We start from the raw sequence: 22,927 nt of genomic DNA on the forward strand, positions 1-22,927 counted from the left end.
GCCCCGCTGCCGCATCAGAACGCGAGCCTGAAACCCGCCTGCGGATCAGTATCGCCGTACAGCCATTCGAGTCGGCGGGTGTCGGGCGGATCGCAAACTTCACCCGAGTAGGCCTTCAGCAAGGCCCGGGCGCAGCGCAGCGCCGGCGGCGTGAAGTACAGGCGGTAGGTCGCGCGGTCGTCACCCCAGCCCCCGTAGAGAACTGCCCCGCGAGGTCCGTTGCAGGCGATGTAGGCACCGCGAAAGGCCGCGCGAACGATCTCGGTTTCGCCCGAATCAAACTGCTCGCGAGACAGGTTGATGCGATACCACGCTATCGGCAGGGATGACATGCGAACAACTCCCGGTCTTGTACTTATGCCCGCCGCCAGCGGGCCTCTATGTCATTGAGCGGTCGCATGGGTAAGACTACAATCAGCCTCCCAACGCACCTGACGCACTCACTGTGACCGACTCCCACCTCCAACAGGCCGCGCACGAACTCGCCGACGCCGGCCGTCAGCTGCATGCCCGTGGCTGGGTTCCTGCAACCAGCGGGAATTTCTCGATCCGGCTACCCGATGACCGCATCGCCATCACGGTTTCCGGCAAGCACAAGGGGCGCCTGACACCAGAGGATATCATGCTGGTCGACGCCGACGGCCGGGCGCTGGACCATCGCAAACCCTCGGCGGAAACGCTGCTACATACGTCGATCTACCGCGCTTTTCCGAATGTCGCCGCGATCCTGCACCCCCATTCGCTGAATGCGTCCCTTGCCTCCCGCTTGTTCGGCGACGCGATCGTGATCGAAAACTGCGAGTTGCTGAAGGCGCTGGAGGGCATCACGACGCATGCATCGAGGGTCACGATCCCGATCTTTGCGAACGACCAGAATATCCCGCTGCTGGCGGCGCGCGTCGATGCCTATGTCGACCAGCATCCCGACATCAAGGCCTACATCATCGCCGACCACGGGTTTTACACCTGGGGCACCACGATGCAGGACGCGCTGCGCCATGTCGAGGCGCTGGAGTTCCTGTTCGATCTCGAAATTCGCTGGCACGGAGTGAAACGCGCATGAGCCTGCTGACCATCCATCCCGAGGAGCGGCCGGAAGAGGCCGAGTGCATACGTGAACCGGACGCCATCGCAGAAACCCTGGCGGCGATCGGCGTCACCTTCGAACGCTGGACGGCTGACCGGGACCTGCCTGCCGATGCCGACCAAGCCACGATATTGGAAGCCTACCGCGGCCCCGTCGAGCGACTCAAGGCGGCACACGGCTTTCAGTCGGCGGACGTCATCAGCGTGGGCTCCGATCACCCGCAGAAATCGGAATTGCGAGCCAAATTCCTCAACGAACACACCCATAGCGATTTCGAGGTCCGCTTCTTCGTCGATGGGCAGGGACTGTTCTACCTGCATCCCGACGAGCGGGTATTTGTCGTGCGCTGCGAGCGCGGCGACCTGATCAGCGTGCCGGCCCAGGTCCGTCATTGGTTCGACATGGGCGAAAGCCCGCACCTCAAGTGCATACGACTGTTCACGAGCCCCGAGGGCTGGGTCGCGGAGTTCACGGGCGATCCGATTGCCAGCCGGTTCCCGACGCTGGACGACCACCGGACCCGTTACGCATGATCAAGGCAGTATTGACCGACATCGAGGGCACGACGTCGTCCATTTCATTCGTGAAGGACGTGTTGTTTCCGTATTCCCGTGAGCACCTCGCAGAGTTCGTCAAGCTCCGGCGCGACGACACCGATGTGAGGAAGATCCTCGATGAGGTACGCGCCCTGGAAGGCGCCGCCCTGTCGGAGCAGGAGGTGATAGGGCGACTGCGTGAGTGGATCGACGAAGACCGCAAGTCCACGCCGCTCAAGACGCTGCAAGGACTGATCTGGGAACACGGCTACCAGCACGGCGACTTCCACGGCCATGTTTATGAGGACGCAGTCCGGTGTCTGCGGGGCTTCAAGGCCAGAGGACTCCGCCTGTACGTCTACTCGTCCGGTTCGATCTACGCACAGAAGCTGCTGTTCGCGCATACGCAATTCGGGGATCTGACCCCCTTGTTTTCGGGCTACTTCGACACGCGGATCGGCGCCAAGCAGGACAGTGAGTCCTATCGCAAAATCGCTGCCTCGATCGGGCTCCCGGCCGGCGAGATCCTCTTTCTGTCAGATGTCGAGGGAGAACTCGACGCGGCCCGCGCCGCCGGTTTCGGCACGCTGAAACTGGTTCGCGATGGCGCTCTGCCGCCCAGTCGGCACCCGCAAGCGGCGGATTTCGACGCCGTCTGTTGCTGACCGCCGGCACAGCCCGCAGGGGAGCGCCGCGCTGGCGAATCGGTCGACCCGCAGCCTCTTCGGTTTCGAAATCCCTTGCGTCGGAGCATGTGTTTATGCTGGCAAATCCGTGGTTTGAAGCAGCACCGTCAAGATGGTGCCAGGCCTGTTTCCCGGCCATGAGCTTGATTTAACCGACTTCTTTCAGCAGAATAAGTCTTGGCCAGACATTGAGACGTAGTATGCGTCCCTGCCTGGCCAGTACGACAGGACGCCGAAAAAGACCCCGGCTTGAAGGCCCGGCTGAACCCATGGCGGTCAGCCTCGGGGGATTTTTTTCAGCACCCTGCCCTAAATCGCAGACGACCATATGGGAGGGTTCATGACCAATGGCCGCATTTTGCCCGCCGTTTATCAAACCAAACAGGCTGGCGTTTCCCGACGATCATTTCTGATGCGAGCGGGCGCTGCAGCCGCCGCAACGCTGCTCGTACCTTCCGCGGAGGCCTTCACCCGCAGCCTGAGCCGCGAACGAATCCTGAACTTCTACAATCCCAACACCGAAGAAGACCTCACGATCGCGTGCTGCATCGATGCGGAATATGACGCTCGCATCATCCGCCGCTTCAGCTATTTCATGCGGGACCATCACTCGAACAAGGTCCACTACATCGACCCGGCGCTAATCGATTTGCTGTATGCGGTTTCCGTGCTGACCCGCAGCCACGGCACCTTCCAGGTCATTTCCGGCTACCGTGCGCCCGAGACGAACCGGATGCTCCGCCGCACGAGTCGTCGCGTCGCGGAACACAGCCTGCACATGGAGGGCAAGGCCATCGACATCCGGATGTCCGATACCGACACCCGGAGCCTGAGGAAGGTCGGCCTGGCACTGCAGCGCGGCGGCGTCGGGTATTATCCGTCGGCGAATTTCGTCCACCTCGACACCGGCGACGTGCGCTCCTGGTAAACATCAGCCCGGACTGCTGCGACGGCGCGTCGCGTCGCAGGAAGGGTACCGGCCGCGCGGCTTCATGGGGCGTGTGTGCTTCGCCCCCGGACGGCGGAACGCGACAGGCCGGCGTCGATTCAACCGGACCGACCCCAGGGCAAACTCGGGTTCAGCGCCACACGTCGCGCTGACCATGCTGCTGCCTCTGGTCGGCGTGGCGCGCTCGCCATAATCGACCGGACGGCTTCTGCGAAGCGCTAGAGCGCCGCGGTTATCAGCGGCACATACATCTCATCGGCGCTCAGACCGCCATGGAATCCGATATGAGAATACCGGGCCTCGCCCGGAAGCCAGTCCTTGATGACGTAGTTGTCCTTCATCAACAGCGTGTAGTCGCCGACCCGATCTCGCAGCTGGGCATGCTCCGGCCCCCTGCCAAAATACCCCTCGCTCAGCAACTGTGTCCGTGACACCACTGCCGCATGATCCCGAAGTTGCTCCTTCACATAGGCCTCGAACTGCGAGGCCCGTTCCGGTTTAACGTAGCAATACGCCACCCGTCGCTCACCGCATAACGGCAAGATCAAGGTTTCCGCGAGCGCCGGATGATCCGACAACTCGATGCTGCGGCTTTCGTTGCAGTCGAGCATCCCGTGGTCAGCCGTTAGAGCGACCCAGGTGTCACTGCCCGCCAAGCGGCGACAAAAACAAGCGAAACGCTCATCCAACTGCGCCAGGTGAGCGGCGCTCTCCACACTGGCGGCGCCGGTTTCGTGGCCCAGCGAGTCGAGTTCGGGCCAATAGGCATAGATGAACTTCGGACGGTCATCCTGTTCCCGCACGGCCATGGCGACGGTCAGGAAAAACTCGTCCAGCGAATCATAGGTGCGCAGATCGGCCGGCCCGAGATGCGACAGGTTGTAATCGGAATGGGCGATCCGTCGCGGCGTTACGACGATGCTTCGCCGACGTATCCCGGCAAAGAACGGACGGCTGTCGAAAATCATCTTCGGCTCGATGCCGCTCCGGCTGAAGGTGGCTCCGCCACACCGTGGCCTCGCCGGAAGGATCGAATACACGCCGGCGAGCTCGCGGAGGTACATGAACCAGCCCGTCAGGCCATGCTGCTGTGGCGCCTCACCGGTCAGGAAGGTCGTGATCGCGGCCGCCGTGGTGGAGGGAAACACTGAGGTGAGCCGCCGCAGGCGACGGGAATGCATTTCGCCGCCCGGAGCGGCGCGCTGCAGGAACGCATCCCCCATGCCGTCGAAGACCATCAACAGGACAGTGCGGTGCCTTGCGATGTCGGCCGGGTCGAGTTCGGCCAAGCCTGGATAGAACACCGACGGATCCGCGCCCCCACAGGCGGCTCGCAGCGAACTCATCAGATTCACGATGCTGCCGCCGCCGTAGTCGGGCAAGACCCAGCCGCTCGGGCTAGCGGCCCTTTCCGATGCGCCGCAGGGGGTCGGGACGCGTTCAGTCGGGAAAGCAGCCATGGCGATCTATCCGGGAAACCCGAGCGGCGGGAGTGGAACGTCGCTCCAGGCGGCGGCACAGACGCACCGTATCCATACCTTTGAGAGCGTATCAAGGCTGCCGCTGAACGCGCGCAACGATGCACCGCACCCTTGCCTCAGGGCACTAACGAGTGCCGTGAAGGGCCCGCCCACGGCTGTCCCTGCAGCAGACCGTATCGACTGCAACGGAACCCGGGTCGCAGGCAGGCCAAAGGCTGCAAATATCAACGACCGGCACACAGCAGTTCCATCGGGACAGCGGCGATTGAAAAAGTGCGGGATGTCCAGGCACCCATGTCCAGCCACGTCGCAGTGGCATCGCGGAAACTGGCACGGGATTCCTGCGGTTCCAGCAACACGACGGCACCGACCGCATGCCGCTGTTCGGCTGTGAGACGGCCGAACGTCAGGCCCTGGAAATAGTGCCCTCCCAGCACGGCCGGTTCCAGAAACGCGCGCTTCCGTTCTTGTGCTGCGAAGGCAGTCGACGGAATGTCGGCATTATCGCCCCCGATCGACGCCAGATAGACCAAACCGGTCTCCGGGTCCCGTCTCAAATGGGTCCGGAGCGAGATGGCCTCTTCATAATGCGCACGGGGGTTGGCGACCAATATGACCGGACGTTGAATGCCGGCGCAGTGGCGGGCGGCAGCCAGCAACTCGCCCAGCGCCACTCCGTCTCTGCCGTACTCCGCGAGATGCTCGCGAGTCCAGCGCAACCGCCCGTTAAGCGGTTGGATCAGCAGAGCCATGCCGACCACGTAGAGCAGGACGTGAACTGGTCGGAGCGACTCGACCGCCAGAACAGCGATAAACGCGGCCAGCATCACGACCGGGTTCCAGTAGTGATCGGCCCATCCCGACTTCGCATACAGCAACACCTGGGGAATGGCTCCGATCAGAAACACGGCCCAGCCGAGCCAGAGGCCATTCACTGGCACGGGAACCCGATGACGGCGAGGCCAGAATCCGACACCGAACGCGAAGACACTCGCAGCGGCCGGGACCCAGAGCTGGCCGATCCGGGCGAGCGCGAGGGCGGCCGGCAGTATGCTGGCCAGGCGGAATGTCTCAGCGTCGACGCCCGCGTACCCCGTCCCACGGCTCCCCACGAGCCATAGCAACCCGGTCAATTCGGCGCTCGCTACGATGCCAAGTACCGCGAAAACCGGCAAGGAGTCGCGCAGCGCCGCCGGCACCGAGCGCCCGAGGAGCCGGCACGAAAGCCAGACGCGCATCGCTGCGAGCGCGGGAAGGAACAGGATCATGCCTTCCTTGGTGAGGGAAGCCAGCACGGCGGCGACGATGCCGAACACATCGGGCCAACGGCCCGGCCCGGGCTTCCGGGCTGCCCACGCAAACAGGCACAGAGCCAGGGCGGCCAGGGCTGTGGCCTCGGTCTCGGGTGTCCCGAGCCGCCACCAGACCGTCGACGGCGGGCCGAACACGGTGAGCGCCGCGAAGGTCAGCGAGGAAATCGACGAAAAACCCAGGAGCAGCCCGAAAACCGTCAGCAGGCCGCTGGTCATCGTCGCCAGGCCGAGGTTGTAGGCGACCCAGGCCGGCCAGTACAACCCCAGCCATTCCACCCGCACGACCCTGCTCGCATAATACAGCGGCCGGAAGCGTCGTTCGGCGAGATCCGTACGAAACCACTCGCCCAACACCTGGCCCACATTGCCGTCGCGTGCGGACAATTGACCATGGATGTCGATCAGGCGGTGATCGTCGATCAAGTGGAAACCGGAACGGAACACGTCGAGTTTCCAAAACAGCGCGCCCCAGATTAGGGCCCACAGCACGAACGGCCATGCCAAACCGCCGAGTGTGACTCCTGCGCCCGCCATCGGCGAAGACCCGCGCCCATCATCCGGGAGAACCCGCTCTTCCGCACGGTGTTGGGAATCGACGGGTGCGACCTGATCGCATTGCTTCATGCGACGCCCGTGCCGGTCCAGAGCAGAGACCCGACGAAACTCGCGTGCAGCAGGCGCATCACGGCTGGCCACCCCAGACCCGGCCTGGTCGCACTGCATGGCGCTCTGTGGAGTCATGGCGTCGATCGGGGGTTTGCATCACACCGCCGGGGGCCTCGAAGTTGCGATGCGGCACGGGACGCGCCACGGGTCGGACGAAAAGGTGCGCGCAGTGTATGCTCAATGGGGGATGGTCTCAATCCTTGGGCTCCAGCCCGCGCCGGCCGAGGGGATCCGGCGAACGGCCGCAAGGCACCTCGGATCGGGCCCGCTGCCGCGCCATATCGCCGACACCACCGACGTACCGTTTTCCTGACCTAGCCATGATCCAGCGACGCCCCCTGCGCCCCCTGCCCTACTTCGCGGAACTCGAGCGTCTGCTGGAGGCGGAAGAGCCCGCCGTCAGATCAGCCTTCGGACGCCATGTCCATTGGGGGTATTGGCCCGATCCGGCACGTGCGGGTACCGGCGCCGGCGAATTCGAGCGCGCGGCCGATGCGCTGAGCCTCGAATTGTGCCGGCTGGCGGAACTCGACGATGGCCAGCGCATTCTGGATGCGGGCTGTGGTTTTGGCGGCACCCTGCGGCTGATCGGCGAGCGTCACCGCGACATGCGACTCACCGGGCTCAACATCGACCGGCAGCAACTGCGGCGCGCCAGCGACAACCAAACGGATGCCGCAGCGCGCATTCCTTTCGTCCAGGGCGACGCGTGTCGGCTGCCCTACTCGGACGCATGCTTCGACCGGATTCTGGCAGTCGAATGCATCTTTCATTTCCCTGACCGTCGTGCCTTCTTCCGGGAAGCTTTTCGCACCCTCGCTTCCGGCGGCCGCCTGGCCTTGTCCGACTTCGTCCCAACCGCCCTGCTGCGTCCGGCAACCGCGCTGATCGCGCTCCGCCCGGCTTCGACGGGATTCTACGGCGATTGTGACTTCACCTACACGCTGGAGGATTATCGACGCCTGGCCGACGAATTCGGTTTCCGCGTCAGAGCCGAAAAGGACATCACGGTCAACACGCTGCCCACCTATCGCTTCCTGCGTACGTTAGCTGGAGTGATCCGCGCGCGCCGGCTCTCGGCGGTGGCGGAAACGCTGTTCGCCGAGGCAGCCAGCCGGACCGGGCTACTGCGCTATCAGCTGTTGGTCTTCGAGAAGGCGGGCTGACCGACGCTATGCGCAGGGCCGGTGGGCACCGGGGAAAAACCTTCCTCCAGTCGCGCCCGCAAGGTGGCATCGTGTCCGTACAGGTCCGGATAGAATATCAGCGCACCGCTCTCGTCGGCCCATACCGTGGAATAGAAAATGGTCACCGGCAGCGTCGGCGACAACGTCACCGTCCGGGGTTTGTCGCCGTGCATCGCCTGCACGATCCGCTCCCGGTTCCAGGCGGCGTCATTCCGCAGCACCCATTCCGCGAGCGCGACCGGGTCTGCCACCCTTATGCAGCCGTGGCTGAAGTCGCGGCGGGCTCGTGTGAACAGGCCTGGGTTCGGCGTGCTGTGCAAATACACCGAATCGTCGTTTGGAAACGCAAACTTGACCAAGCCGAGCGCGTTTCTGGGTCCCGGCTTCTGGCGCAACTTCAGCGCCCCGCTGGACACCCGCTGGAGATTCTGGCGCGTCGGCGCGTACACGGCTGCATTGCCGCCATACCCCGACACGATTTCGATGTTGTGACGGCTCAGATAACCCGGGTTGCGCATCGCCCCCGGCAACATCTCCTTGGTCGCGATCTTGTAGGGGAGATTCCAGTGGGGACGGAACACGAGGTAGGTCATCTCCGCCGCGAACAGCGGGGTCTGCCGACCATCGATCGCCTGCCCGACAATGACCTTCATTGCGAAATCGGGCGACCGGCTGCCAGAACCGTCCGCGAATCCGAACAACTGGAAGGCCGGAACATTGACGAGCAGATGGCGCCCCGCCGGCTGCACCGGCAGCCAGCGCTGGCGCTCCATGGCCAGCCGGATCTGCATGATCCGGTCATCGTCGGTCACGTGCAGCCGCTCGACAGTCCCTCGGCCGACAACACCGTCGGGTTCGAGGCCATGGCGCGCCTGGAAACGCTTGACGGCCTCGACCAGCACCGGGTCGTAGAGATCGCGGTTCTCAGGTGCCGTCGGTTCAGCGAGAGCCTCCCCGGATGCCGTCAGGACAGCCCGCAGCTTGGGCACCTCGGTGTTGCGATCACCCGGGGTCAGCTTGGAAGGCAAGGTCAGCCGCCGATCGACGGTGCTCTGGGGCGCCGTCCGCAACGCCCGCAAACCGGCCTTGAGCTGGCCATACAGGACGGATCGGGGCTCCAGCGACTGGAACACGACGGCGGGCTCGGCCCCAGCGGCAAGTTGCTGGAGCGCCGCGAGGACCTCAACCGAGGTGTCAGGACCGGGGTCCAGCCTGAAGCCGACCGCCCCGGGCGACACGCGACCGCGATGCAGGCTGTTCGCATAGCGCATCACCGAGACCGTCAGCGCGGTGTCGAATAGCGCCCGCTCCGCGGGATCGGCCGTCTCGGCGACTCTAGGCAACCATTGCGCCAGTGGGCCGGCATCGTAGTCCGCAGGATTCAGACCCTGCGCCTCGGCGTCGGCAAGGCTGGCCAGAATGGCCGGCACCTGCGGCAGCGGAGCCTGCGCCCCTATCCACACCGGCTGGTCGCCGCGAGACCGGTAAAAAGCATCCAGGGCTTCACGGACATCTGCGATGGCCGGCCACTTGAGTCGCGGATGCTCGCGTGAGTCGAGCACATTACGTATCGCCACTGCCTCGGGATGAATCAGCGGGGCTTCCATCGGCGCTGTGTCCGGGGGCGCTGCTGCCGGTGACCCCACCCGCCCGTGGACATAGGCCGATGACAGGGTCAGCAGCAGGAGCAAGCTGCGGCCCGGGCCGATGGAGGGATGTCTGATCGTCGGCGCGGGATCCGGGGTCATAGCACTAAATGAGGAGGTCTATTTCCGCCAATTATACCGGGTCCGCAAATCGCCGATCGGGACGGCGGGCATGCACCCAAAAAGGGCGGTTTCAGAGCGCTTTACTTGGAAATCTATCTAGGACTAAAATAGTCCTAAATTCGCAGCGAGCCAGCGCAATGCTAAGAATCAGCAAGATGACCGACTATGCCATTGTCGTCCTGAGCCTGATGGCCCGGGAGAGCAACCGCACCTTTGCCGCTGCCGAAGTCGCCGAGCGGACCGGGATCACCGCGCCGACCGTGTCCAAATTGCTGAAAAGCCTGACCCGGGCCCAAATCGTCTCGTCCATACGCGGCGTCAAGGGAGGTTACCGGCTGTCGCGTCCGCCTGAAGAAACCTCGGTCGCCAGTATCGTCGATGCCCTCGAAGGACCGATCGCGATCACGGAGTGCGGCGTCGCACAGGACTCCTGCCAGCAGTCACATTCCTGCCATATCCGCGGCAACTGGAACGTGATCAATCGTGCTGTGCGAACAGCGCTGGAGTCCGTCACGCTGACCGATATGGTCAAGCCGCAGCACCCGGTGGTCGAAGAATCCGTGATTCATCTGACTTCCCTACAGCACACCCCCCGTTAACCTGCGGAGCGCCGCCATGTCCGTCACCGCTGAAAAACTCGATCACCTGATTCGACAAGAATACAAGCCGGGCTTCGTCACCGATCTTGAATCCGACACGCTGCCCCCGGGTCTCAACGAAGACGTGATTCGCGTCATCTCGGCCAAGAAGAACGAGCCGAGTTTCATGCTCGAATGGCGGCTGGAGGCTTATCGCCACTGGTTGACGATGACGGAACCGAAATGGGCCTACGTCGACTACGAACCGGTCGATTACCAGGGCATCAGCTATTACTCGGCTCCCAAGAGCGGCGACCGCCCCAAGAGTCTCGACGAAGTCGATCCGAAGCTGCTGGAAACCTACAAGAAGCTCGGCATTCCGCTGTACGAGCAGGAACGGCTGGCCGGCGTTGCAGTCGACGCGGTGTTCGACAGCGTCTCGGTGGCGACGACTTTCAAGGACAAGCTGGCCGACGCCGGCGTGATTTTCTGCTCGATGTCGGAAGCCCTGGAAAAACATCCCGAACTGGTTCAGCAATATCTGGGCACTGTGGTGCCGGCCGGAGACAACTTCTTCGCGGCGCTGAACTCGGCCGTGTTTTCGGACGGCTCCTTCGTCTACGTGCCCAAGGGGGTCCGCTGCCCGATGGAATTATCGACCTACTTCCGGATCAATGCGGCGAAGACGGGCCAGTTCGAGCGCACGCTGATCATTGCCGACGAGGGCAGCCATGTCAGCTATCTGGAGGGCTGCACCGCACCGATGCGCGACGAGAATCAGCTGCACGCCGCCGTCGTCGAACTGATCGCGATGGAGGGCGCCGAAATCAAATACTCGACGGTCCAGAACTGGTATCCCGGCGACGAAGAAGGCCGCGGCGGCATCTACAACTTCGTGACCAAGCGCGGCGAGTGCCGCGGAGCGCGGTCGAAGATCTCGTGGACCCAGGTCGAGACCGGCTCGGCGATTACGTGGAAGTACCCGAGTTGCGTGTTACGCGGAGACGATTCGGTTGGCGAGTTCTATTCGGTCGCGGTAACCAATCACCGCCAACAGGCCGACACCGGCACGAAGATGATCCACATCGGGAAGAATACGCGCAGCACAATCGTTTCTAAGGGCATTTCGGCCGGACGCGCCCAGAACAGTTACCGAGGGCTGGTCAAGGTGCTGAAGAGCGCCGAGGGCGCGCGCAACTACACGCAGTGCGACTCGCTGCTCATCGGTGACCGGTGCGGTGCGCACACGTTTCCCTATATCGAGGTCAAGCAGCCGTCCGCCACGCTCGAGCACGAGGCCACGACCTCGAAAATCAGCGATGACCAGCTCTTTTTCTGCCAGCAGCGCGGGCTCTCCGCGGAAGATGCCGTGTCGATGATCGTCAACGGCTTCTGCAAGGAGGTCTTTCGTGAACTCCCGATGGAGTTCGCCGTCGAGGCCCAGGCGTTGCTGGGCATCAGCCTCGAAGGCAGCGTTGGCTGACGGCACGGCCCGGTTTCATCAAGGATTTTTCATTCAGGTCATAGTCATGATGCTCGACATCGAAAACTTACACGCCCGCGTCGAAGACAAGCCGATCCTGCAAGGGATCGATCTGCAGGTCAGTCCGGGTGAGGTCCACGCCATCATGGGTCCGAACGGCTCGGGCAAGAGTACGCTGTCCCATGTGCTGGCCGGCCGCAGCGGGTACGAAGTAACCAGCGGCACGGTGACCTATCGCGGACAAAACCTGCTCGACATGGCACCCGAGGAGCGCGCCCGTGAAGGCGTGTTCCTGGCCTTCCAGTATCCGGTCGAGATTCCCGGAGTCAGCAACATCTATCTGCTGAAAGCGGCGTTGAACGCGCAGCGCAAACATCGCGGCGAGAGTGAAGTCGACGCAATGGACTTCCTGCGTCTGGTCAAGGAGAAGATCCGCAGCCTCGACCTCGACGAGCAGTTTCTGTACCGAGGCGTCAACGAGGGCTTCTCGGGCGGCGAAAAGAAGCGCAACGAAATACTGCAGATGGCGATCCTGGAACCCAGGCTGTGCATCCTCGACGAAACCGATTCCGGACTCGATATCGATGCGCTTAAGGTCGTAGCGGATGGCGTCAATGCGCTGCGCACCGCAGAACGCTCGTTCATCCTGGTGACACACTACCAGCGTCTGCTCGACTACATCAAGCCCGACTTTGTCCATGTGCTGGCCCAGGGCCGGATCGTCAAATCCGGGGACGCCAGCCTCGCGCTCGAACTCGAGAAGAAAGGTTATGGGTGGATCGAACAAGAAATGGCAGCGGTGGCCTGAGATGAGTCCCGGCCCGAACCCCGATTACTGCGAGCATTTCAACGCCCTGGGCGAACAGCTGCCGGGCGCCGGCAGCACTTGGGTCAACAACGCACGCCGGATGGCACTGGCCCAGTTCGACCAGCAGGGATTTCCGTCGCCCCGCGACGAGGATTGGCGATATACGAACGTATCGGCCATCGAGAAGAAGCGGTTCAAGCCGCTGATCCCCCCCGGGGACGCTGCTGCCGATGCGGGCTGGTTGAAGCGCTACCGCCTGAACGACGCGTGGTCGCTGGTCTTCGTCGATGGCCATTTCTCGGCACGCTTGTCCGACGTAGATGACGTGCCGGAAGGGGTCACCGTGCAGGCGATGTCGGCGGCACTCGCTAATCCGCCGGCCGCGGTCGAGGCGGAATTCGGACGCGTCGTGGGTCAGACGTCGCACCACGGCTTCGTCTCGTTCAATACCGCGTTCTTCACGGACGGCGTACTGCTGCACGTGCCGGCGGACACGGTACTGTCCCGGCCGGTACAGATCATCCATATTGCGTCCGAGCCCGAAGCTGCAACCAATCTTCGCAACTTGGTCATACTGGAGTCCGGAGCACAGGCGGCGCTCGTCGAAACCCATCTCTCGATGGAGTCCGCGGGCTCGTTGGCGGTATCGATCACCGAGGCGGTCATCCGCGAAAGGGCGCAGCTCGACGGCTACCTGCTGCACGGCGCCAGCGAACGTGCCTTCCGCTTCGGCGGGTTCTATGTCGATGTCGGCACTGCCGGCCACTTCAACCATACGAATCTGAGCCTGGGCGGCCTGCTCGTCCGCAACGAGATTCACGTCGACCTCGCGGAAAGCGGCCAATGCGCGCTCGATGGCCTGTTCGTCGGCCAGGGCCGCCGTCACGTCGACAGCCACACGCGGGTCCGCCATCGAGGCGCCCATGGCACCAGCCGCGAGAACTACCGCGGCGTGCTGTCCGACCGCTCGCGTGGCGTGTTCCAGGGTCGGATCGTCGTGGAACCGCAGGCACAGAAGACCGACGCGCAAATGAATAACCGCAACCTGCTGCTGTCGGACGAAGCCGAGATCGACACCAAGCCGCAGCTCGAAATCCATGCGGACGACGTCAAGTGCGCTCATGGCGTCGCGGTCGGGCAGCTCGACCCGGAGTCTATCTTCTATCTGGAGTCGCGCGGCGTCGACCCGGTATCGGCGCGCAACATGCTGACATTCGCGTTCGCCAACACCCTGGTTGACGGGATATCGTTGGCAGGTTTTCGCGATATCGCCCAGGATGCCCTGCTGGCGCTGTTCCCGGAGGCTGGAATCAGGAAGGATTGGCTATGAGCATTGCCCTCGCACAGCGTCCGCGCCCGGTCGCGGACCCGCACCACTTCGACGTCGCCCGCATTCGGGCGGATTTCCCGATCCTCGCGGAAACCATACACGGCAAGCCGCTGGTCTATCTCGACAATGCCGCGACGACGCACAAGCCACGGGCCGTGATCGATGCGATCAGCGAAGTCTATCAGCGGCACTACTCCAACGTGCATCGCGGCGTGCACACCCTGAGCCAGCGCTCGACGGATTTGTTCGAGGGTGCGCGGGAAAAGGTGCGGGGCTTCATCAACGCCGCCAAGGCGCGCGAGATCGTGTTCGTCCGCGGCACGACCGAGGCGATCAACCTCGTCGCCCAGACCTACGGTCGCGCGAACATCGGCGCCGGCGACGAGATCCTGATCACCGCCATGGAGCACCACTCCAACATCGTGCCTTGGCAGATGCTGTGCGCGCAGACCGGCGCCACGCTGCAGGTCGTGCCGATCGACCGACGCGGTGAACTGGACATGGAGGCTTTCGAGCGCTTGCTGAACGACCGGACACGTCTGGTGTCGGTGGTCCATATGTCAAACGCCCTGGGCACGGTGAATCCGATCGAGACGATCATCGACAGAGCCCATCGCCGCGGCATCCCGGTTATGGTTGACGGCGCGCAATCCGCTCCGCATATGCCCATCGACGTCCATGCGCTCGATTGCGATTTCTTTGCGTTCTCCGGCCACAAGCTCTACGGTCCGTCCGGCATCGGCGTCCTGTACGGCAAGGAGGCCCTGCTGAAGGCGATGCCGCCTTATCAGGGCGGCGGCGACATGATCCGGCAGGTCACGTTCGACAAGACCGAGTACAACGAACTGCCCTATAAGTTCGAGGCCGGCACGCCAGCCATTGCCGACGCCATCGCGCTAGGCACGGCGATCGACTATCTGCAGGAAATCGGCATGACAGCCGTCGCCGAGCACGAGCATCGGTTGCTGAGCTATGCGACGGAACGGGCGATGCATATTCCGGGGCTGACGGTGATCGGTACCGCACACGACAAGGGCGCGATTCTGTCGTTTACGCTGGAGAGGGTGCATCCGCATGACGTCGGGACCCTGCTCGACCAGCTCGGAATCGCCATTCGTGCCGGCCACCATTGCGCGATGCCCGTCATGGATTTCTTCGGCGTGCCGGCCACGGTGAGGGCTTCGTTCGCGCTTTACAACACCGCGCAGGAAGTCGACGCGCTGATGGACGGTATCCAACAAGTTATCGAGGTTTTCGCTTAATGCTCGATCAGATCCGTGATCTCTACCAGGAAGTGGTGTTCGATCACAATCGCAACCCGCGCAACTTCCGGGTCATCGACGATGCCACCCGGAAGATCGACGGATTCAACCCCTTGTGCGGCGATCGCATCACGCTCTACCTGAAGCTCCGTGACGGGGTCATTGAAGATGTCAGCTTCCAGGGACAGGGCTGTGCCATATCGACGGCCTCCGCCTCCATCATGACGGAGGTCGTGCGCGGGCTGACCGAACAGCAGGCACATGAGTTGTTCGCAACCTTCCATCGCATAACGACGGGCCAGGATGACGACGTAAAGCTGGAAGATCTTGGCAAGCTCGCCGTGTTGGCCGGGGTGCGCGCCTACCCGGCGCGAGTCAAATGCGCGACCCTGGCCTGGCATTCGCTGGAGGCTGCGCTGGCCGACGAGGCAACAACCGTCAGCACCGAATAAGGACTGCCGAGATGGAGGATTGGATCGATGTCGCCAGCGTTGGCGACGTGGAACCGGGGTTACCCTGCGTGGTCGATTTCGACGGCATTGCCGTCGCGATTTTCCAGATCGACGGCGACTACTACGCGATCGAGGACCGGTGCACGCACGACGATGCCGAAATCGCCAGCGGCCGGATCGAGGGGCACCAGATCATCTGCCCCCGGCATGGCGCCCGCTTCTGCCTCAAGACCGGAAAGGTCATGAAACCGCCGGCCTATGAGGATCTGGATTGCTTCAGCGTGCGGGTGCGCGATGGCCGTATCCAGTTGCGCGAGGCGCCCTGACGCGTGATCGACGCTTCCCCGGGAGACTGGCCGAAGCTCCCGGATTGCAACCCATCTCAACGGTTCGACCGGCGCCCTGAAAAGTTTGGCCACTCGCCTACTGTGAGCCCCACAACATGTCCTTGCGGACCCACCCGATTTCTTCGCCTTCAATGTAATACGCTATCTTGACCCATTCGCCCTTGTGCCCGGTGACCTTGTAGACCTCGCCCTTGGCCACTTTTTTCACGACCGCGTGTTCGGAACCCGGCCCTTTGCGGACGTTTACGTCATCGCCCACGACCACGGCTGTCCTGACGTCACTGACGAGCGGCTTGTGGACCCAGCCCACCGTCCCCTGCCAATCCTTGAAACGCACCCAGTCTCCTTGAGTCTTGTCGATCTCAATCGGGTAACCAATGTGGGTTTCGTACAAAACCTCGCTGTCGAGCTTCGGCGCCTTTCGGACGTTAACCGCATCCTTCCCGATGCTCTTCATGGATGCTCCCCACCCGGAAAGCGAAACGACCATCAAGGCCGCGAATAGTGCTGCAGCTCTTCGCATCGGAATACTCCTCTTTTTTCGGAAGCACCTCGCCCGGCATCCGGGAGGCGCTGACGGCGCATGTTGGCTCGCTGACCGGTGCCGACCACGGTGCGAGCATGACGGGTCGACACTGACGGGCGCCGGACGGAATCTGACTCACGCAGAATGGAGCTCGCAGCCGGCTCGATCGGCGTAGTGGGCATCTGAGCTATCCTAGACAGCGCTGATTCAGACTGTCAACCCGGCGAACGCCGCGGTGCTTATCCCTCAGCCTAACCACGCGCGGCGGGTGAAGAGCGTGCGCAAGGCCAGAGCCAGATAGGACAAATTCTGTCTAAAGCTGCGGCGTCCGGTGTAGACGGCATCGCTCAGCACGATCTCCTCTTCCAAGGCATCACCCGGTAGTAGCAATTGGCTGGGACCGATCAGTCCGGCCGGCGCCCGATCCGCTTCCCGTTGCCAGGGTTCGATCCGCTCAACAGCCTGCGCCTCGGTGATTGGCAAGGTTCCAACCAGACGCAAATCGCCGCTCACGACCGCGAACAGGCGCGGCAGGTAACGCAAGACCGGAGGGCGACAATTCCACTCCACGGCCCTGAAGGCTCGGCGTTGACGAATCCCGAATTCGTTCAGTTCGATGCGATTACCGCGCAGGCACAACCATTTCATTGGCTGGGTCGGATTCCGAAGCAACACCAGAGCGGCAGCCACGGGCCACAGCGGCAACGACAACGCCAGCAGCACCAAGCCGGCCAGACGGTTCAACGGCCGCATCAGATAATCCAGATTCCCGTGGCGACCCAGATCAGCCACCAGAAAGGTGTCGTTCACATGCAGGTGCGCGCCCGTGTCGACCCGAAGAATCTCGGCACCGAACACGATTGCGTTACGGATGTCGACCAACTGACCGATGTAGGTGTTCGGCAAAATGACGCTGTCCTGGATATCCGCCTCCTGATCGACCAAGACATCGTCCGCGATGACCACTTCTCCGTGCAGCTTCGCGCGGCTATCGATGCGGACGTTCGATCCGATCAGTGCAACACCCTGCCGCAGCGAACGCGGCGACACCCGGCTGTGCCGTCCGACCGTCAAGCCCACCGCCACTTGCCGCCCGGGCAACAGCAGCCCGGGCACCCGACCGCAAGCGGCATCGAGATTCACCCGGTGATAGGCAGCAACGTCCTCGAGCGCGGAGTGGTACCCATCCGATGCGCACTGCCGACCCATGTCGTGGGCGGCGTCGGCGGCAATCTCATTCCAGGCCAGTGTCTGGACACCGGGCGTCCCGGCTACGCCCGCCGGCAAGTAGATCGCACCGACGCGGCGATCGGCGAATACCAGATGAGAGGGCTCGCTTGCGGCGGACGGGAGTGCTTCCAGGAAGTTGCGGAGGCAAGGCGCCCTCAGCACATCGCCCCGGAGCACCAGCCGAGGGCGGTCGGACGCCAGGGTCAGCCGACCCAGTAATTCATCGGGGCGCTCTTCCCCACGACTCGGCAGGTAGTCAATGCGCAAGCCCCAGCGGGCACCGGTGCCGATTTCGGCCCGGACGAGGTCGGCATGCTCGGAGACGACCAGCGTCAGGTCCCGCAGGCCGGCCATTCCGATATCTTCGATGCAATGCACCAGCAACGCCTTGGCCGCGACCGGAAGCAAGGCGACGGGACAGCGCTCTGTCAGTGGACGCAACTCCCGTCCGCAGCGATCGGCCAGTACGATTACATGGGTCATCAATAGGCTCCCTTCCCGAGCAGCACGGCCGGGATGGTCCAGAGTAGTATCCGCAGGTCGGCGAACAGCGACTGCGACTCGATATAGTGCACGTCGAGCTGCACCTGCTCCTCGAACGGAATGTCGGAACGGCCGGAGATCTGCCAGATGCAGGTGATGCCGGGGATGACTTCGAGGCGCCGGCGATCTGCCAACGAGTATTGATCCACTTCCGCCGGTACCGGGGGGCGCGGCCCGACCAGGGACATGTCGCCGATGAAAACATTCCACAGCTGCGGCAGTTCGTCCAGCGAGGCGCGCCGGATCAGGCGCCCGACGCGGGTAATCCGCGGATCTTCCTTCATCTTGAAGATCACGCCACCGCGCATTTCATTGGCCGCGAGCAGCGTCTGCTTGCGTGCCTCGGCATCGATGTACATCGACCGGAACTTGTACATCGAAAACAACTGTCCCCAACGTCCGACCCGCGTCTGTCGAAAGAGGACCGACCCGGGCGACTCCAGCCGGATCGCGGCGGCAACGCCGATGAAAACCGGCGTGAGCAATACCAAGCCCGCACCCGAGACGACGATGTCCAAGGCGCGCTTGAGGACGTAGGTTCCCCTTAGCACACCGAGCCACAGCATCCGCTTGAAGACCAGCCGCCCGTGCTGCAATGAGCTGCGCAGACGAGGATCGGCATAACGTTCGAGCACGCGTGCCCTCAAGCGGTCCTGTTCCGTCTCGGCAAACTCGATCATCGCGATTCCCTCGACTGCAGCCAGACCCGGTAGAGAAACAGGGGGTTACCTACCACGTAGCGACGCCACATCCGCCCCGGCTCCAGGTAGAGGCGATAGGCCCACTCGATACCCGCTTCGCGCATCCATTGCGGCGCGCGGCGGATCTGTCCGGAATAGAAGTCGAAGGCGGCCCCCACCCCAAGGCGGACGGATGGTGCCAGGGACGAGTGATGCCTGGCCAACCACAGTTCCTGGCGCGGTGCGCCGAACGCCACGAACACGATACGGGCACCGGAAGCGTTGATCCTGCGGATGACATCCGCTTCCTCATCGGGTGTGAAATACCCGTGGTGCGTGCCGACCACGCGCAGCGTCGGAAACCGCTCCTGCATCTTCTGTGCGGCCAGTTCGGCAATCCCGGGCTTGGCGCCCAGAAAGTAGATGGGCACGCCCGCCTCGGCTGCGTGGCCGCAGATACGCGGAAACAGGTCCGTCCCGTTGACATTGGCCTGCATTGCGACACCGAGCAGATTGCAGCCGATGCGCAGCCCGATACCATCCGGGAGCACCCGTTCCGCCTGCTGCAGGACCGCGCGATAGTCGTCATTGCGGTATGCGATGTTGAGGCAATCGGGGTTGACGAAGGCGGCGAGCGTGCGGGATGGCGTTGCAGCCCGGGCCAACAGCCAGTCGAGCGCTTCGTCCATCGTCGTGTTGACGACCGGCACCCCGAAAAAATCGATGGTGGGAGGGACAGGCAGCGCGCTGTCGCCGCCGAGCGCAGAGCTGACCGCAAACCGTGCCATGACACCCAGATTCCTGCGGATGCCATCTCCGAAAAACTGGTCGCGTTCCACCACCTCCTCCGGCTCGTAGGCGATGCCGACATTCTTCCTGAGATGGAACACCGAGATCAGGCCCGGACGCTGCAGAAACACGATGCCTTCCGCATCCGCGGCACGTTCGCCTTCGTCAACGGCCCGCGGTCTCGGTCCAACCCAGCTCATGTCGCCCCGGAATATATTCATCAGCACCGGGAGTTCGCGACCAAAGGCGGGGCCGGCGAAGCGCAGTCGATCAAACGACTCACGGTGACGTCCCAACATCGCTTCGCGCTCGAACAGGTACCCGCAACTGAGCTTGGCCTGCACAGCTCTTGCCGCAAAGACCGGGGACAGCAACAGGATGAGGGCCGCGCTCAGCGACACATCGATAAAGCGAGGAAGACCGGCGTAAATGACCCGAAGGACAGGCGCGACGTTGCGACGCCAGGCCGAGTGCCGCGCTTTTCCGAGCGGCCCGGGGATCTGATCGGCGTCAGACATCGGATCCCTCACCACGGCTCACCGAGCGACGCGGAATGATCCGGGCCGGCACGCCAACGGCCAGCGAGTTCGCAGGCACATCGACGATAACGACCGCATTTGCCCCGATTGCAACGTCGTCGCCGATGCGGATGGACCCCAGGATCTTGGCGCCGGCGCCGATGTCGACGCGATGGCCGATCACCGGCGCTCCGCGTTCGCCAGTCCGGCGCAGACCGATGGTGACCCCGTTCCGCACGATCACGTCATCGCCGATCACCGTGTCTCCGCTGATGATGATGTCGCCGAAATGCTCGATCAGGAAGCGCCGTCCCAAGGTCACCTCGCACGGGAGTTCGATACCGGTGAGGATCTGCGACCCGACCTTCAATAATTTGTAAACGAAGGAGAACGGAAGCCGGAGCCAACGCTGGCGGATGCCATAACGCCAGCGTCCGAAACGATAGACAACCATGACCCAGAAGCCTTGCCGGGTCCAGTCCCGCTGATACGTATCCCAGTCTTCACGCAAATTCTCGAACATGGCGTGCGCCCCAAAAACGATTACCAGGGCTGGGGAGGCGAGACAGCGCCTGCGGCCGTGTCCTCCCAGGCCTGCCGCCAGAGGCGCAGCGTGGTTTCGGACTCCTCGCACTTGGCGGCGTTGCGCGCTCGGTTGCGCCAGGCCCGCAACCCATGCCAGACCATTTCCTGTCGGCTGGCCCACCAGGCAACCCAGGCGCCGTGCCACCGACGATAGTAGAGCAACTGGCTGCGCATGCGCCAAAGCGTCAGTTGCGCCCCGCCGGACGCCATCGTCAGGTGAGTCACGGTCTTGGACGATTCGCCGCCGATGTGGGTGACGACGATGTCGGGCCAGTACCAGATCTCCCAGCCCGCTTGCCGGATGCGCCGACACAGGTCCACTTCTTCGTAATAGAGGAAAAATCGCGGATCGAACGGCCCGACCTGATCGAGCACCTCGCGCCGGATAATGGAAAACGCGCCGGGCACCCAGTCGACCTGACTCGCTTCCGCGGGATCCGCCCAGGTCCGGTCCAGGCGACCGAACACCCGGCTGTGCGGGTAGCGCGCCGCCAGACCGGTAAAGGACAGCAGTTCCAGCCACGGCGTCGGAAAGGAGCGAGCCGAGGGTTGATCACTGCCGTCCCGACTCTTCAGCAGCCCGCCTCCCAGGCCGGCCCGGGGTGTCTCGTGCATGTGAGTCAGAGCCTGCGCCAACGCCCCGGTAGCCAGAAACGCATCGGTGTTGAGCAGGACCACGAAGCGACCGGAACAGCTACCGAAACCGAGATTGTTGGCATTGCCGAAGCCAAGATTGACTTCGCTGCGCATCAGTCTGACCCGGGCGAATTCGCGTTCGATCATGTCGGCCGAGCCATCCCGGGATGCGTTGTCGACGACGATCACTTCGCCGGCAATGCTGCCCCGGTCCAACTCGGCGAACACGGCTGTCAGGCACTCGCGTGTCAGGTCGCGGGTGTTGAAGGAGACGATCACCAAAGACACATCGGGACACGTGTTCATGCTGTTGCCCTATGACGACCGCTCGGTACGAACCCACACGGCGTTCCTTCCCGCCTTTGCGATCACTTCCGGCAGCATCCGCAGCTTCCACAATAGATACACGGGGATCTGGGCGAGGAGTAGCAGGTCTCGCCACCGGCCGCCCAGCCCCACGGCCGTGACCGTATGCACCACGACGATCAGGAGCGCGATGAGGCCATAGAGCTGCGCCCAAGCGCTCGGAATCAACAGCAGCGGAACGAGCAGCATGACGTGATACGACAGCGGCAGCAACCACAGTTCGAGCAAAGGCTCCAGCGCCCAGGCGCGCCCCTGGCCGAGCGCCCGGATCAGGCACGGCGTCCACTCGCGAATCGCGGCGATCCTCCCGCCCTCCCAACGCGCACGCTGGGTGCCGGCGGCGGACTCCCCGGCCGGCAACGCAGAGTAGACCGAGGTGTCCGGGAGAAACTCGACCCGGCACCCTGCGCTCAGCAGTCGCAGGTGATAATCGAGATCCTCGGTGATCGAACTGACTTCGTAGGGCACCTGCATCAGCACGTCCCGCGTCACGCCGAAGCCATTACCGAGGATTCCGACGGAGAGCCCCCAGTGCTCCCGGCCTCTTGGCCTGACGACGTTGAAAGCGAACCAGAGCAGACCGCGAAGCCGAGTCCTGGCGTCCGCTTCGGTTTCCGGAGCCCGATAGACGCACTGCAAAGCCTCCGCTCCGGCGGCGAAGCGGGCCGCGAACGCTCTCAGGAAATTCGGCTCGACCAGACTGTCCGCGTCCACCACGATAAACGCGCCGAAACCCTCGGCGAGCAACTGTCGGAAAGCAAAGTCCAGCGCATGCCCCTTGCCGCGACGCTCGGGATCATGCCGCGTGATAACGCGCGCGCCCGCCCGGGCCGCCACCTCGGCCGTGTCGTCCGTGCAGTTGTCGGCGATCACGATCATGGCCCAGTCGGCACCTGGCTGCTCGCAGGCGCGAAGCGAGGCCAGGCAGGGAAGGATGGCCGTGCTCTCGTCATGGGCAGGAATCACAACGGCAATGCGTGGAAGCGACCGCGATGCCATCACGCCTTCCGGCGGGCGATAGAACCATGCGCTCGCGGTCAGAAACGCCAGTTCTACGGTGCCGGGCAGCGTGACGGCGAGCAGCAGCAGGGCGAGCGTTTCGAAAAACACCGGTAACCTC

General features: G+C 63.4%; 23 protein-coding genes. 12 read left to right on the plus strand and 11 right to left on the minus strand.

The features are described 5' to 3' along the window. Positions 1-14: 14 nt before the first annotated feature. Positions 15-332, minus strand: coding sequence for a hypothetical protein (locus tag BWR02_RS06100; protein WP_129884766.1), 318 nt, complete (start codon positions 330-332; stop codon positions 15-17). 113 nt (positions 333-445) lie between these two features. Here BWR02_RS06100 and BWR02_RS06105 point away from each other — a divergent pair, with 113 nt between their 5' ends. From BWR02_RS06105 to BWR02_RS06120, 4 genes are all read left to right on the plus strand, one after another. Continuing rightward, positions 446-1,063 (plus strand): methylthioribulose 1-phosphate dehydratase, encoded by a 618-nt coding sequence (locus BWR02_RS06105; protein ID WP_139556856.1) that lies wholly within the window; start codon positions 446-448, stop codon positions 1,061-1,063. After that, positions 1,060-1,620: a 1,2-dihydroxy-3-keto-5-methylthiopentene dioxygenase gene (locus tag BWR02_RS06110; RefSeq protein ID WP_129884768.1), complete on the plus strand. Its 561-nt coding sequence runs from the start codon at positions 1,060-1,062 to the stop codon at positions 1,618-1,620. Before BWR02_RS06105 ends, BWR02_RS06110 begins: the two co-directional genes overlap by 4 nt. Continuing rightward, entirely contained in the window at positions 1,617-2,288 is a 672-nt protein-coding gene (gene mtnC / locus BWR02_RS06115; RefSeq protein ID WP_139556857.1) for an acireductone synthase, read from the plus strand. Before BWR02_RS06110 ends, mtnC begins: the two co-directional genes overlap by 4 nt. 433 nt (positions 2,289-2,721) lie before the next feature. Then, complete coding sequence (locus BWR02_RS06120) at positions 2,722-3,237, plus strand: YcbK family protein (protein ID WP_236101975.1); 516 nt, start codon at positions 2,722-2,724, stop codon at positions 3,235-3,237. Positions 3,238-3,476: 239 nt separating this feature from the next. Here BWR02_RS06120 and BWR02_RS06125 read toward each other — a convergent pair whose 3' ends face one another. Both BWR02_RS06125 and BWR02_RS06130 read right to left on the minus strand, forming a co-directional pair. Beyond that, positions 3,477-4,718: an alkaline phosphatase family protein gene (locus BWR02_RS06125; protein ID WP_139556859.1), complete on the minus strand. Its 1,242-nt coding sequence runs from the start codon at positions 4,716-4,718 to the stop codon at positions 3,477-3,479. A gap of 245 nt (positions 4,719-4,963) precedes the next feature. After that, complete coding sequence (locus BWR02_RS06130; RefSeq protein WP_139556860.1) at positions 4,964-6,793, minus strand: hypothetical protein; 1,830 nt, start codon at positions 6,791-6,793, stop codon at positions 4,964-4,966. A 245-nt stretch (positions 6,794-7,038) separates the two neighbouring features. Here BWR02_RS06130 and BWR02_RS06135 point away from each other — a divergent pair, with 245 nt between their 5' ends. After that, positions 7,039-7,884 carry a class I SAM-dependent methyltransferase gene (locus BWR02_RS06135; protein WP_139556861.1) on the plus strand — a complete coding sequence of 282 codons (846 nt, stop codon included), beginning with the start codon at positions 7,039-7,041 and terminating at the stop codon, positions 7,882-7,884. Here BWR02_RS06135 and BWR02_RS06140 read toward each other — a convergent pair. Next, positions 7,854-9,653 carry a L,D-transpeptidase family protein gene (locus BWR02_RS06140; protein WP_139556862.1) on the minus strand — a complete coding sequence of 600 codons (1,800 nt, stop codon included), beginning with the start codon at positions 9,651-9,653 and terminating at the stop codon, positions 7,854-7,856. The genes BWR02_RS06135 and BWR02_RS06140 overlap by 31 nt on opposite strands. Before the next feature lie 158 nt (positions 9,654-9,811). Between BWR02_RS06140 and BWR02_RS06145 the strand changes: the two genes are divergently transcribed. From BWR02_RS06145 to BWR02_RS06175, 7 genes are read left to right on the plus strand one after another with little or no spacing between them, the layout of a single operon-like run. After that, entirely contained in the window at positions 9,812-10,273 is a 462-nt protein-coding gene (locus BWR02_RS06145) for an SUF system Fe-S cluster assembly regulator (RefSeq protein ID WP_139556863.1), read from the plus strand. Between the two features lie 16 nt (positions 10,274-10,289). Next, complete coding sequence (gene sufB / locus BWR02_RS06150; protein ID WP_139556864.1) at positions 10,290-11,735, plus strand: Fe-S cluster assembly protein SufB; 1,446 nt, start codon at positions 10,290-10,292, stop codon at positions 11,733-11,735. Positions 11,736-11,784: 49 nt separating this feature from the next. Further along, positions 11,785-12,543: a Fe-S cluster assembly ATPase SufC gene (gene sufC / locus BWR02_RS06155; protein ID WP_139556925.1), complete on the plus strand. Its 759-nt coding sequence runs from the start codon at positions 11,785-11,787 to the stop codon at positions 12,541-12,543. Between the two features lies 1 nt (position 12,544). Continuing rightward, positions 12,545-13,873 carry a Fe-S cluster assembly protein SufD gene (gene sufD, locus BWR02_RS06160; RefSeq protein WP_139556865.1) on the plus strand — a complete coding sequence of 443 codons (1,329 nt, stop codon included), beginning with the start codon at positions 12,545-12,547 and terminating at the stop codon, positions 13,871-13,873. Beyond that, positions 13,870-15,135, plus strand: coding sequence for a SufS family cysteine desulfurase (locus BWR02_RS06165; protein ID WP_139556866.1), 1,266 nt, complete (start codon positions 13,870-13,872; stop codon positions 15,133-15,135). The genes sufD and BWR02_RS06165 overlap by 4 nt, the downstream gene beginning before the upstream one ends. Next, positions 15,135-15,587, plus strand: a complete 453-nt coding sequence (gene sufU, locus BWR02_RS06170) for a Fe-S cluster assembly sulfur transfer protein SufU (RefSeq protein WP_129884779.1) — start codon at positions 15,135-15,137, stop codon at positions 15,585-15,587. The genes BWR02_RS06165 and sufU overlap by 1 nt, the downstream gene beginning before the upstream one ends. Before the next feature lie 11 nt (positions 15,588-15,598). Beyond that, a complete protein-coding gene (locus BWR02_RS06175; RefSeq protein WP_129884780.1) occupies positions 15,599-15,913 on the plus strand; it encodes a non-heme iron oxygenase ferredoxin subunit in 315 nt (104 codons plus the stop codon). A 97-nt stretch (positions 15,914-16,010) separates the two neighbouring features. Here BWR02_RS06175 and BWR02_RS06180 read toward each other — a convergent pair whose 3' ends face one another. The 7 genes from BWR02_RS06180 to BWR02_RS06210 form a co-directional block, all read right to left on the minus strand. Beyond that, the gene (locus tag BWR02_RS06180; protein ID WP_129884781.1) at positions 16,011-16,457 is read right to left on the minus strand and encodes an SH3 domain-containing protein; all 447 of its coding nucleotides are present in this window, start codon (positions 16,455-16,457) and stop codon (positions 16,011-16,013) included. Between the two features lie 249 nt (positions 16,458-16,706). Beyond that, complete coding sequence (locus BWR02_RS06185; RefSeq protein WP_139556867.1) at positions 16,707-18,173, minus strand: sugar phosphate nucleotidyltransferase; 1,467 nt, start codon at positions 18,171-18,173, stop codon at positions 16,707-16,709. Then, positions 18,173-18,913, minus strand: coding sequence for a sugar transferase (locus BWR02_RS06190; RefSeq protein ID WP_139556868.1), 741 nt, complete (start codon positions 18,911-18,913; stop codon positions 18,173-18,175). Before BWR02_RS06190 ends, BWR02_RS06185 begins: the two co-directional genes overlap by 1 nt. Continuing rightward, positions 18,910-20,220 carry a WecB/TagA/CpsF family glycosyltransferase gene (locus BWR02_RS06195; RefSeq protein ID WP_139556869.1) on the minus strand — a complete coding sequence of 437 codons (1,311 nt, stop codon included), beginning with the start codon at positions 20,218-20,220 and terminating at the stop codon, positions 18,910-18,912. The genes BWR02_RS06190 and BWR02_RS06195 overlap by 4 nt, the downstream gene beginning before the upstream one ends. Continuing rightward, entirely contained in the window at positions 20,213-20,743 is a 531-nt protein-coding gene (locus BWR02_RS06200) for a serine O-acetyltransferase (RefSeq protein ID WP_139556870.1), read from the minus strand. The genes BWR02_RS06195 and BWR02_RS06200 overlap by 8 nt, the downstream gene beginning before the upstream one ends. A gap of 20 nt (positions 20,744-20,763) precedes the next feature. Next, positions 20,764-21,747: a glycosyltransferase family 2 protein gene (locus tag BWR02_RS06205; RefSeq protein ID WP_139556871.1), complete on the minus strand. Its 984-nt coding sequence runs from the start codon at positions 21,745-21,747 to the stop codon at positions 20,764-20,766. A 9-nt stretch (positions 21,748-21,756) separates the two neighbouring features. Beyond that, positions 21,757-22,917, minus strand: a complete 1,161-nt coding sequence (locus BWR02_RS06210) for a glycosyltransferase family 2 protein (protein ID WP_139556872.1) — start codon at positions 22,915-22,917, stop codon at positions 21,757-21,759. Between the last annotated feature and the right edge of the window lie 10 nt (positions 22,918-22,927).

Origin of the sequence: Methylotetracoccus oryzae (genome assembly GCF_006175985.1) — a bacterium.
Lineage (GTDB): Bacteria > Pseudomonadota > Gammaproteobacteria > Methylococcales > Methylococcaceae > Methylotetracoccus > Methylotetracoccus oryzae.

What these genes read in the sequence shown, in the direction of transcription:
- BWR02_RS06180 (WP_129884781.1), bottom strand. Translation starts at nt 16,457, where the DNA reads ATGCGAAGAGCTGCAGCACTATTCGCGGCCTTGATGGTCGTTTCGCTT.
- BWR02_RS06120 (WP_236101975.1), top strand. Translation starts at nt 2,722, where the DNA reads ATGCGAGCGGGCGCTGCAGCCGCCGCAACGCTGCTCGTACCTTCCGCG.
- BWR02_RS06165 (WP_139556866.1), top strand. Translation starts at nt 13,870, where the DNA reads ATGAGCATTGCCCTCGCACAGCGTCCGCGCCCGGTCGCGGACCCGCAC.
- sufC (WP_139556925.1), top strand. Translation starts at nt 11,785, where the DNA reads ATGCTCGACATCGAAAACTTACACGCCCGCGTCGAAGACAAGCCGATC.
- sufB (WP_139556864.1), top strand. Translation starts at nt 10,290, where the DNA reads ATGTCCGTCACCGCTGAAAAACTCGATCACCTGATTCGACAAGAATAC.
- sufD (WP_139556865.1), top strand. Translation starts at nt 12,545, where the DNA reads ATGAGTCCCGGCCCGAACCCCGATTACTGCGAGCATTTCAACGCCCTG.
- BWR02_RS06135 (WP_139556861.1), top strand. Translation starts at nt 7,039, where the DNA reads ATGATCCAGCGACGCCCCCTGCGCCCCCTGCCCTACTTCGCGGAACTC.
- BWR02_RS06190 (WP_139556868.1), bottom strand. Translation starts at nt 18,913, where the DNA reads ATGATCGAGTTTGCCGAGACGGAACAGGACCGCTTGAGGGCACGCGTG.
- BWR02_RS06110 (WP_129884768.1), top strand. Translation starts at nt 1,060, where the DNA reads ATGAGCCTGCTGACCATCCATCCCGAGGAGCGGCCGGAAGAGGCCGAG.
- BWR02_RS06140 (WP_139556862.1), bottom strand. Translation starts at nt 9,653, where the DNA reads ATGACCCCGGATCCCGCGCCGACGATCAGACATCCCTCCATCGGCCCG.
- BWR02_RS06195 (WP_139556869.1), bottom strand. Translation starts at nt 20,220, where the DNA reads ATGTCTGACGCCGATCAGATCCCCGGGCCGCTCGGAAAAGCGCGGCAC.
- BWR02_RS06130 (WP_139556860.1), bottom strand. Translation starts at nt 6,793, where the DNA reads ATGACTCCACAGAGCGCCATGCAGTGCGACCAGGCCGGGTCTGGGGTG.
- BWR02_RS06185 (WP_139556867.1), bottom strand. Translation starts at nt 18,173, where the DNA reads ATGACCCATGTAATCGTACTGGCCGATCGCTGCGGACGGGAGTTGCGT.
- BWR02_RS06125 (WP_139556859.1), bottom strand. Translation starts at nt 4,718, where the DNA reads ATGGCTGCTTTCCCGACTGAACGCGTCCCGACCCCCTGCGGCGCATCG.
- BWR02_RS06145 (WP_139556863.1), top strand. Translation starts at nt 9,812, where the DNA reads ATGCTAAGAATCAGCAAGATGACCGACTATGCCATTGTCGTCCTGAGC.
- sufU (WP_129884779.1), top strand. Translation starts at nt 15,135, where the DNA reads ATGCTCGATCAGATCCGTGATCTCTACCAGGAAGTGGTGTTCGATCAC.
- BWR02_RS06175 (WP_129884780.1), top strand. Translation starts at nt 15,599, where the DNA reads ATGGAGGATTGGATCGATGTCGCCAGCGTTGGCGACGTGGAACCGGGG.
- BWR02_RS06100 (WP_129884766.1), bottom strand. Translation starts at nt 332, where the DNA reads ATGTCATCCCTGCCGATAGCGTGGTATCGCATCAACCTGTCTCGCGAG.
- mtnC (WP_139556857.1), top strand. Translation starts at nt 1,617, where the DNA reads ATGATCAAGGCAGTATTGACCGACATCGAGGGCACGACGTCGTCCATT.
- BWR02_RS06200 (WP_139556870.1), bottom strand. Translation starts at nt 20,743, where the DNA reads ATGTTCGAGAATTTGCGTGAAGACTGGGATACGTATCAGCGGGACTGG.
- BWR02_RS06205 (WP_139556871.1), bottom strand. Translation starts at nt 21,747, where the DNA reads ATGAACACGTGTCCCGATGTGTCTTTGGTGATCGTCTCCTTCAACACC.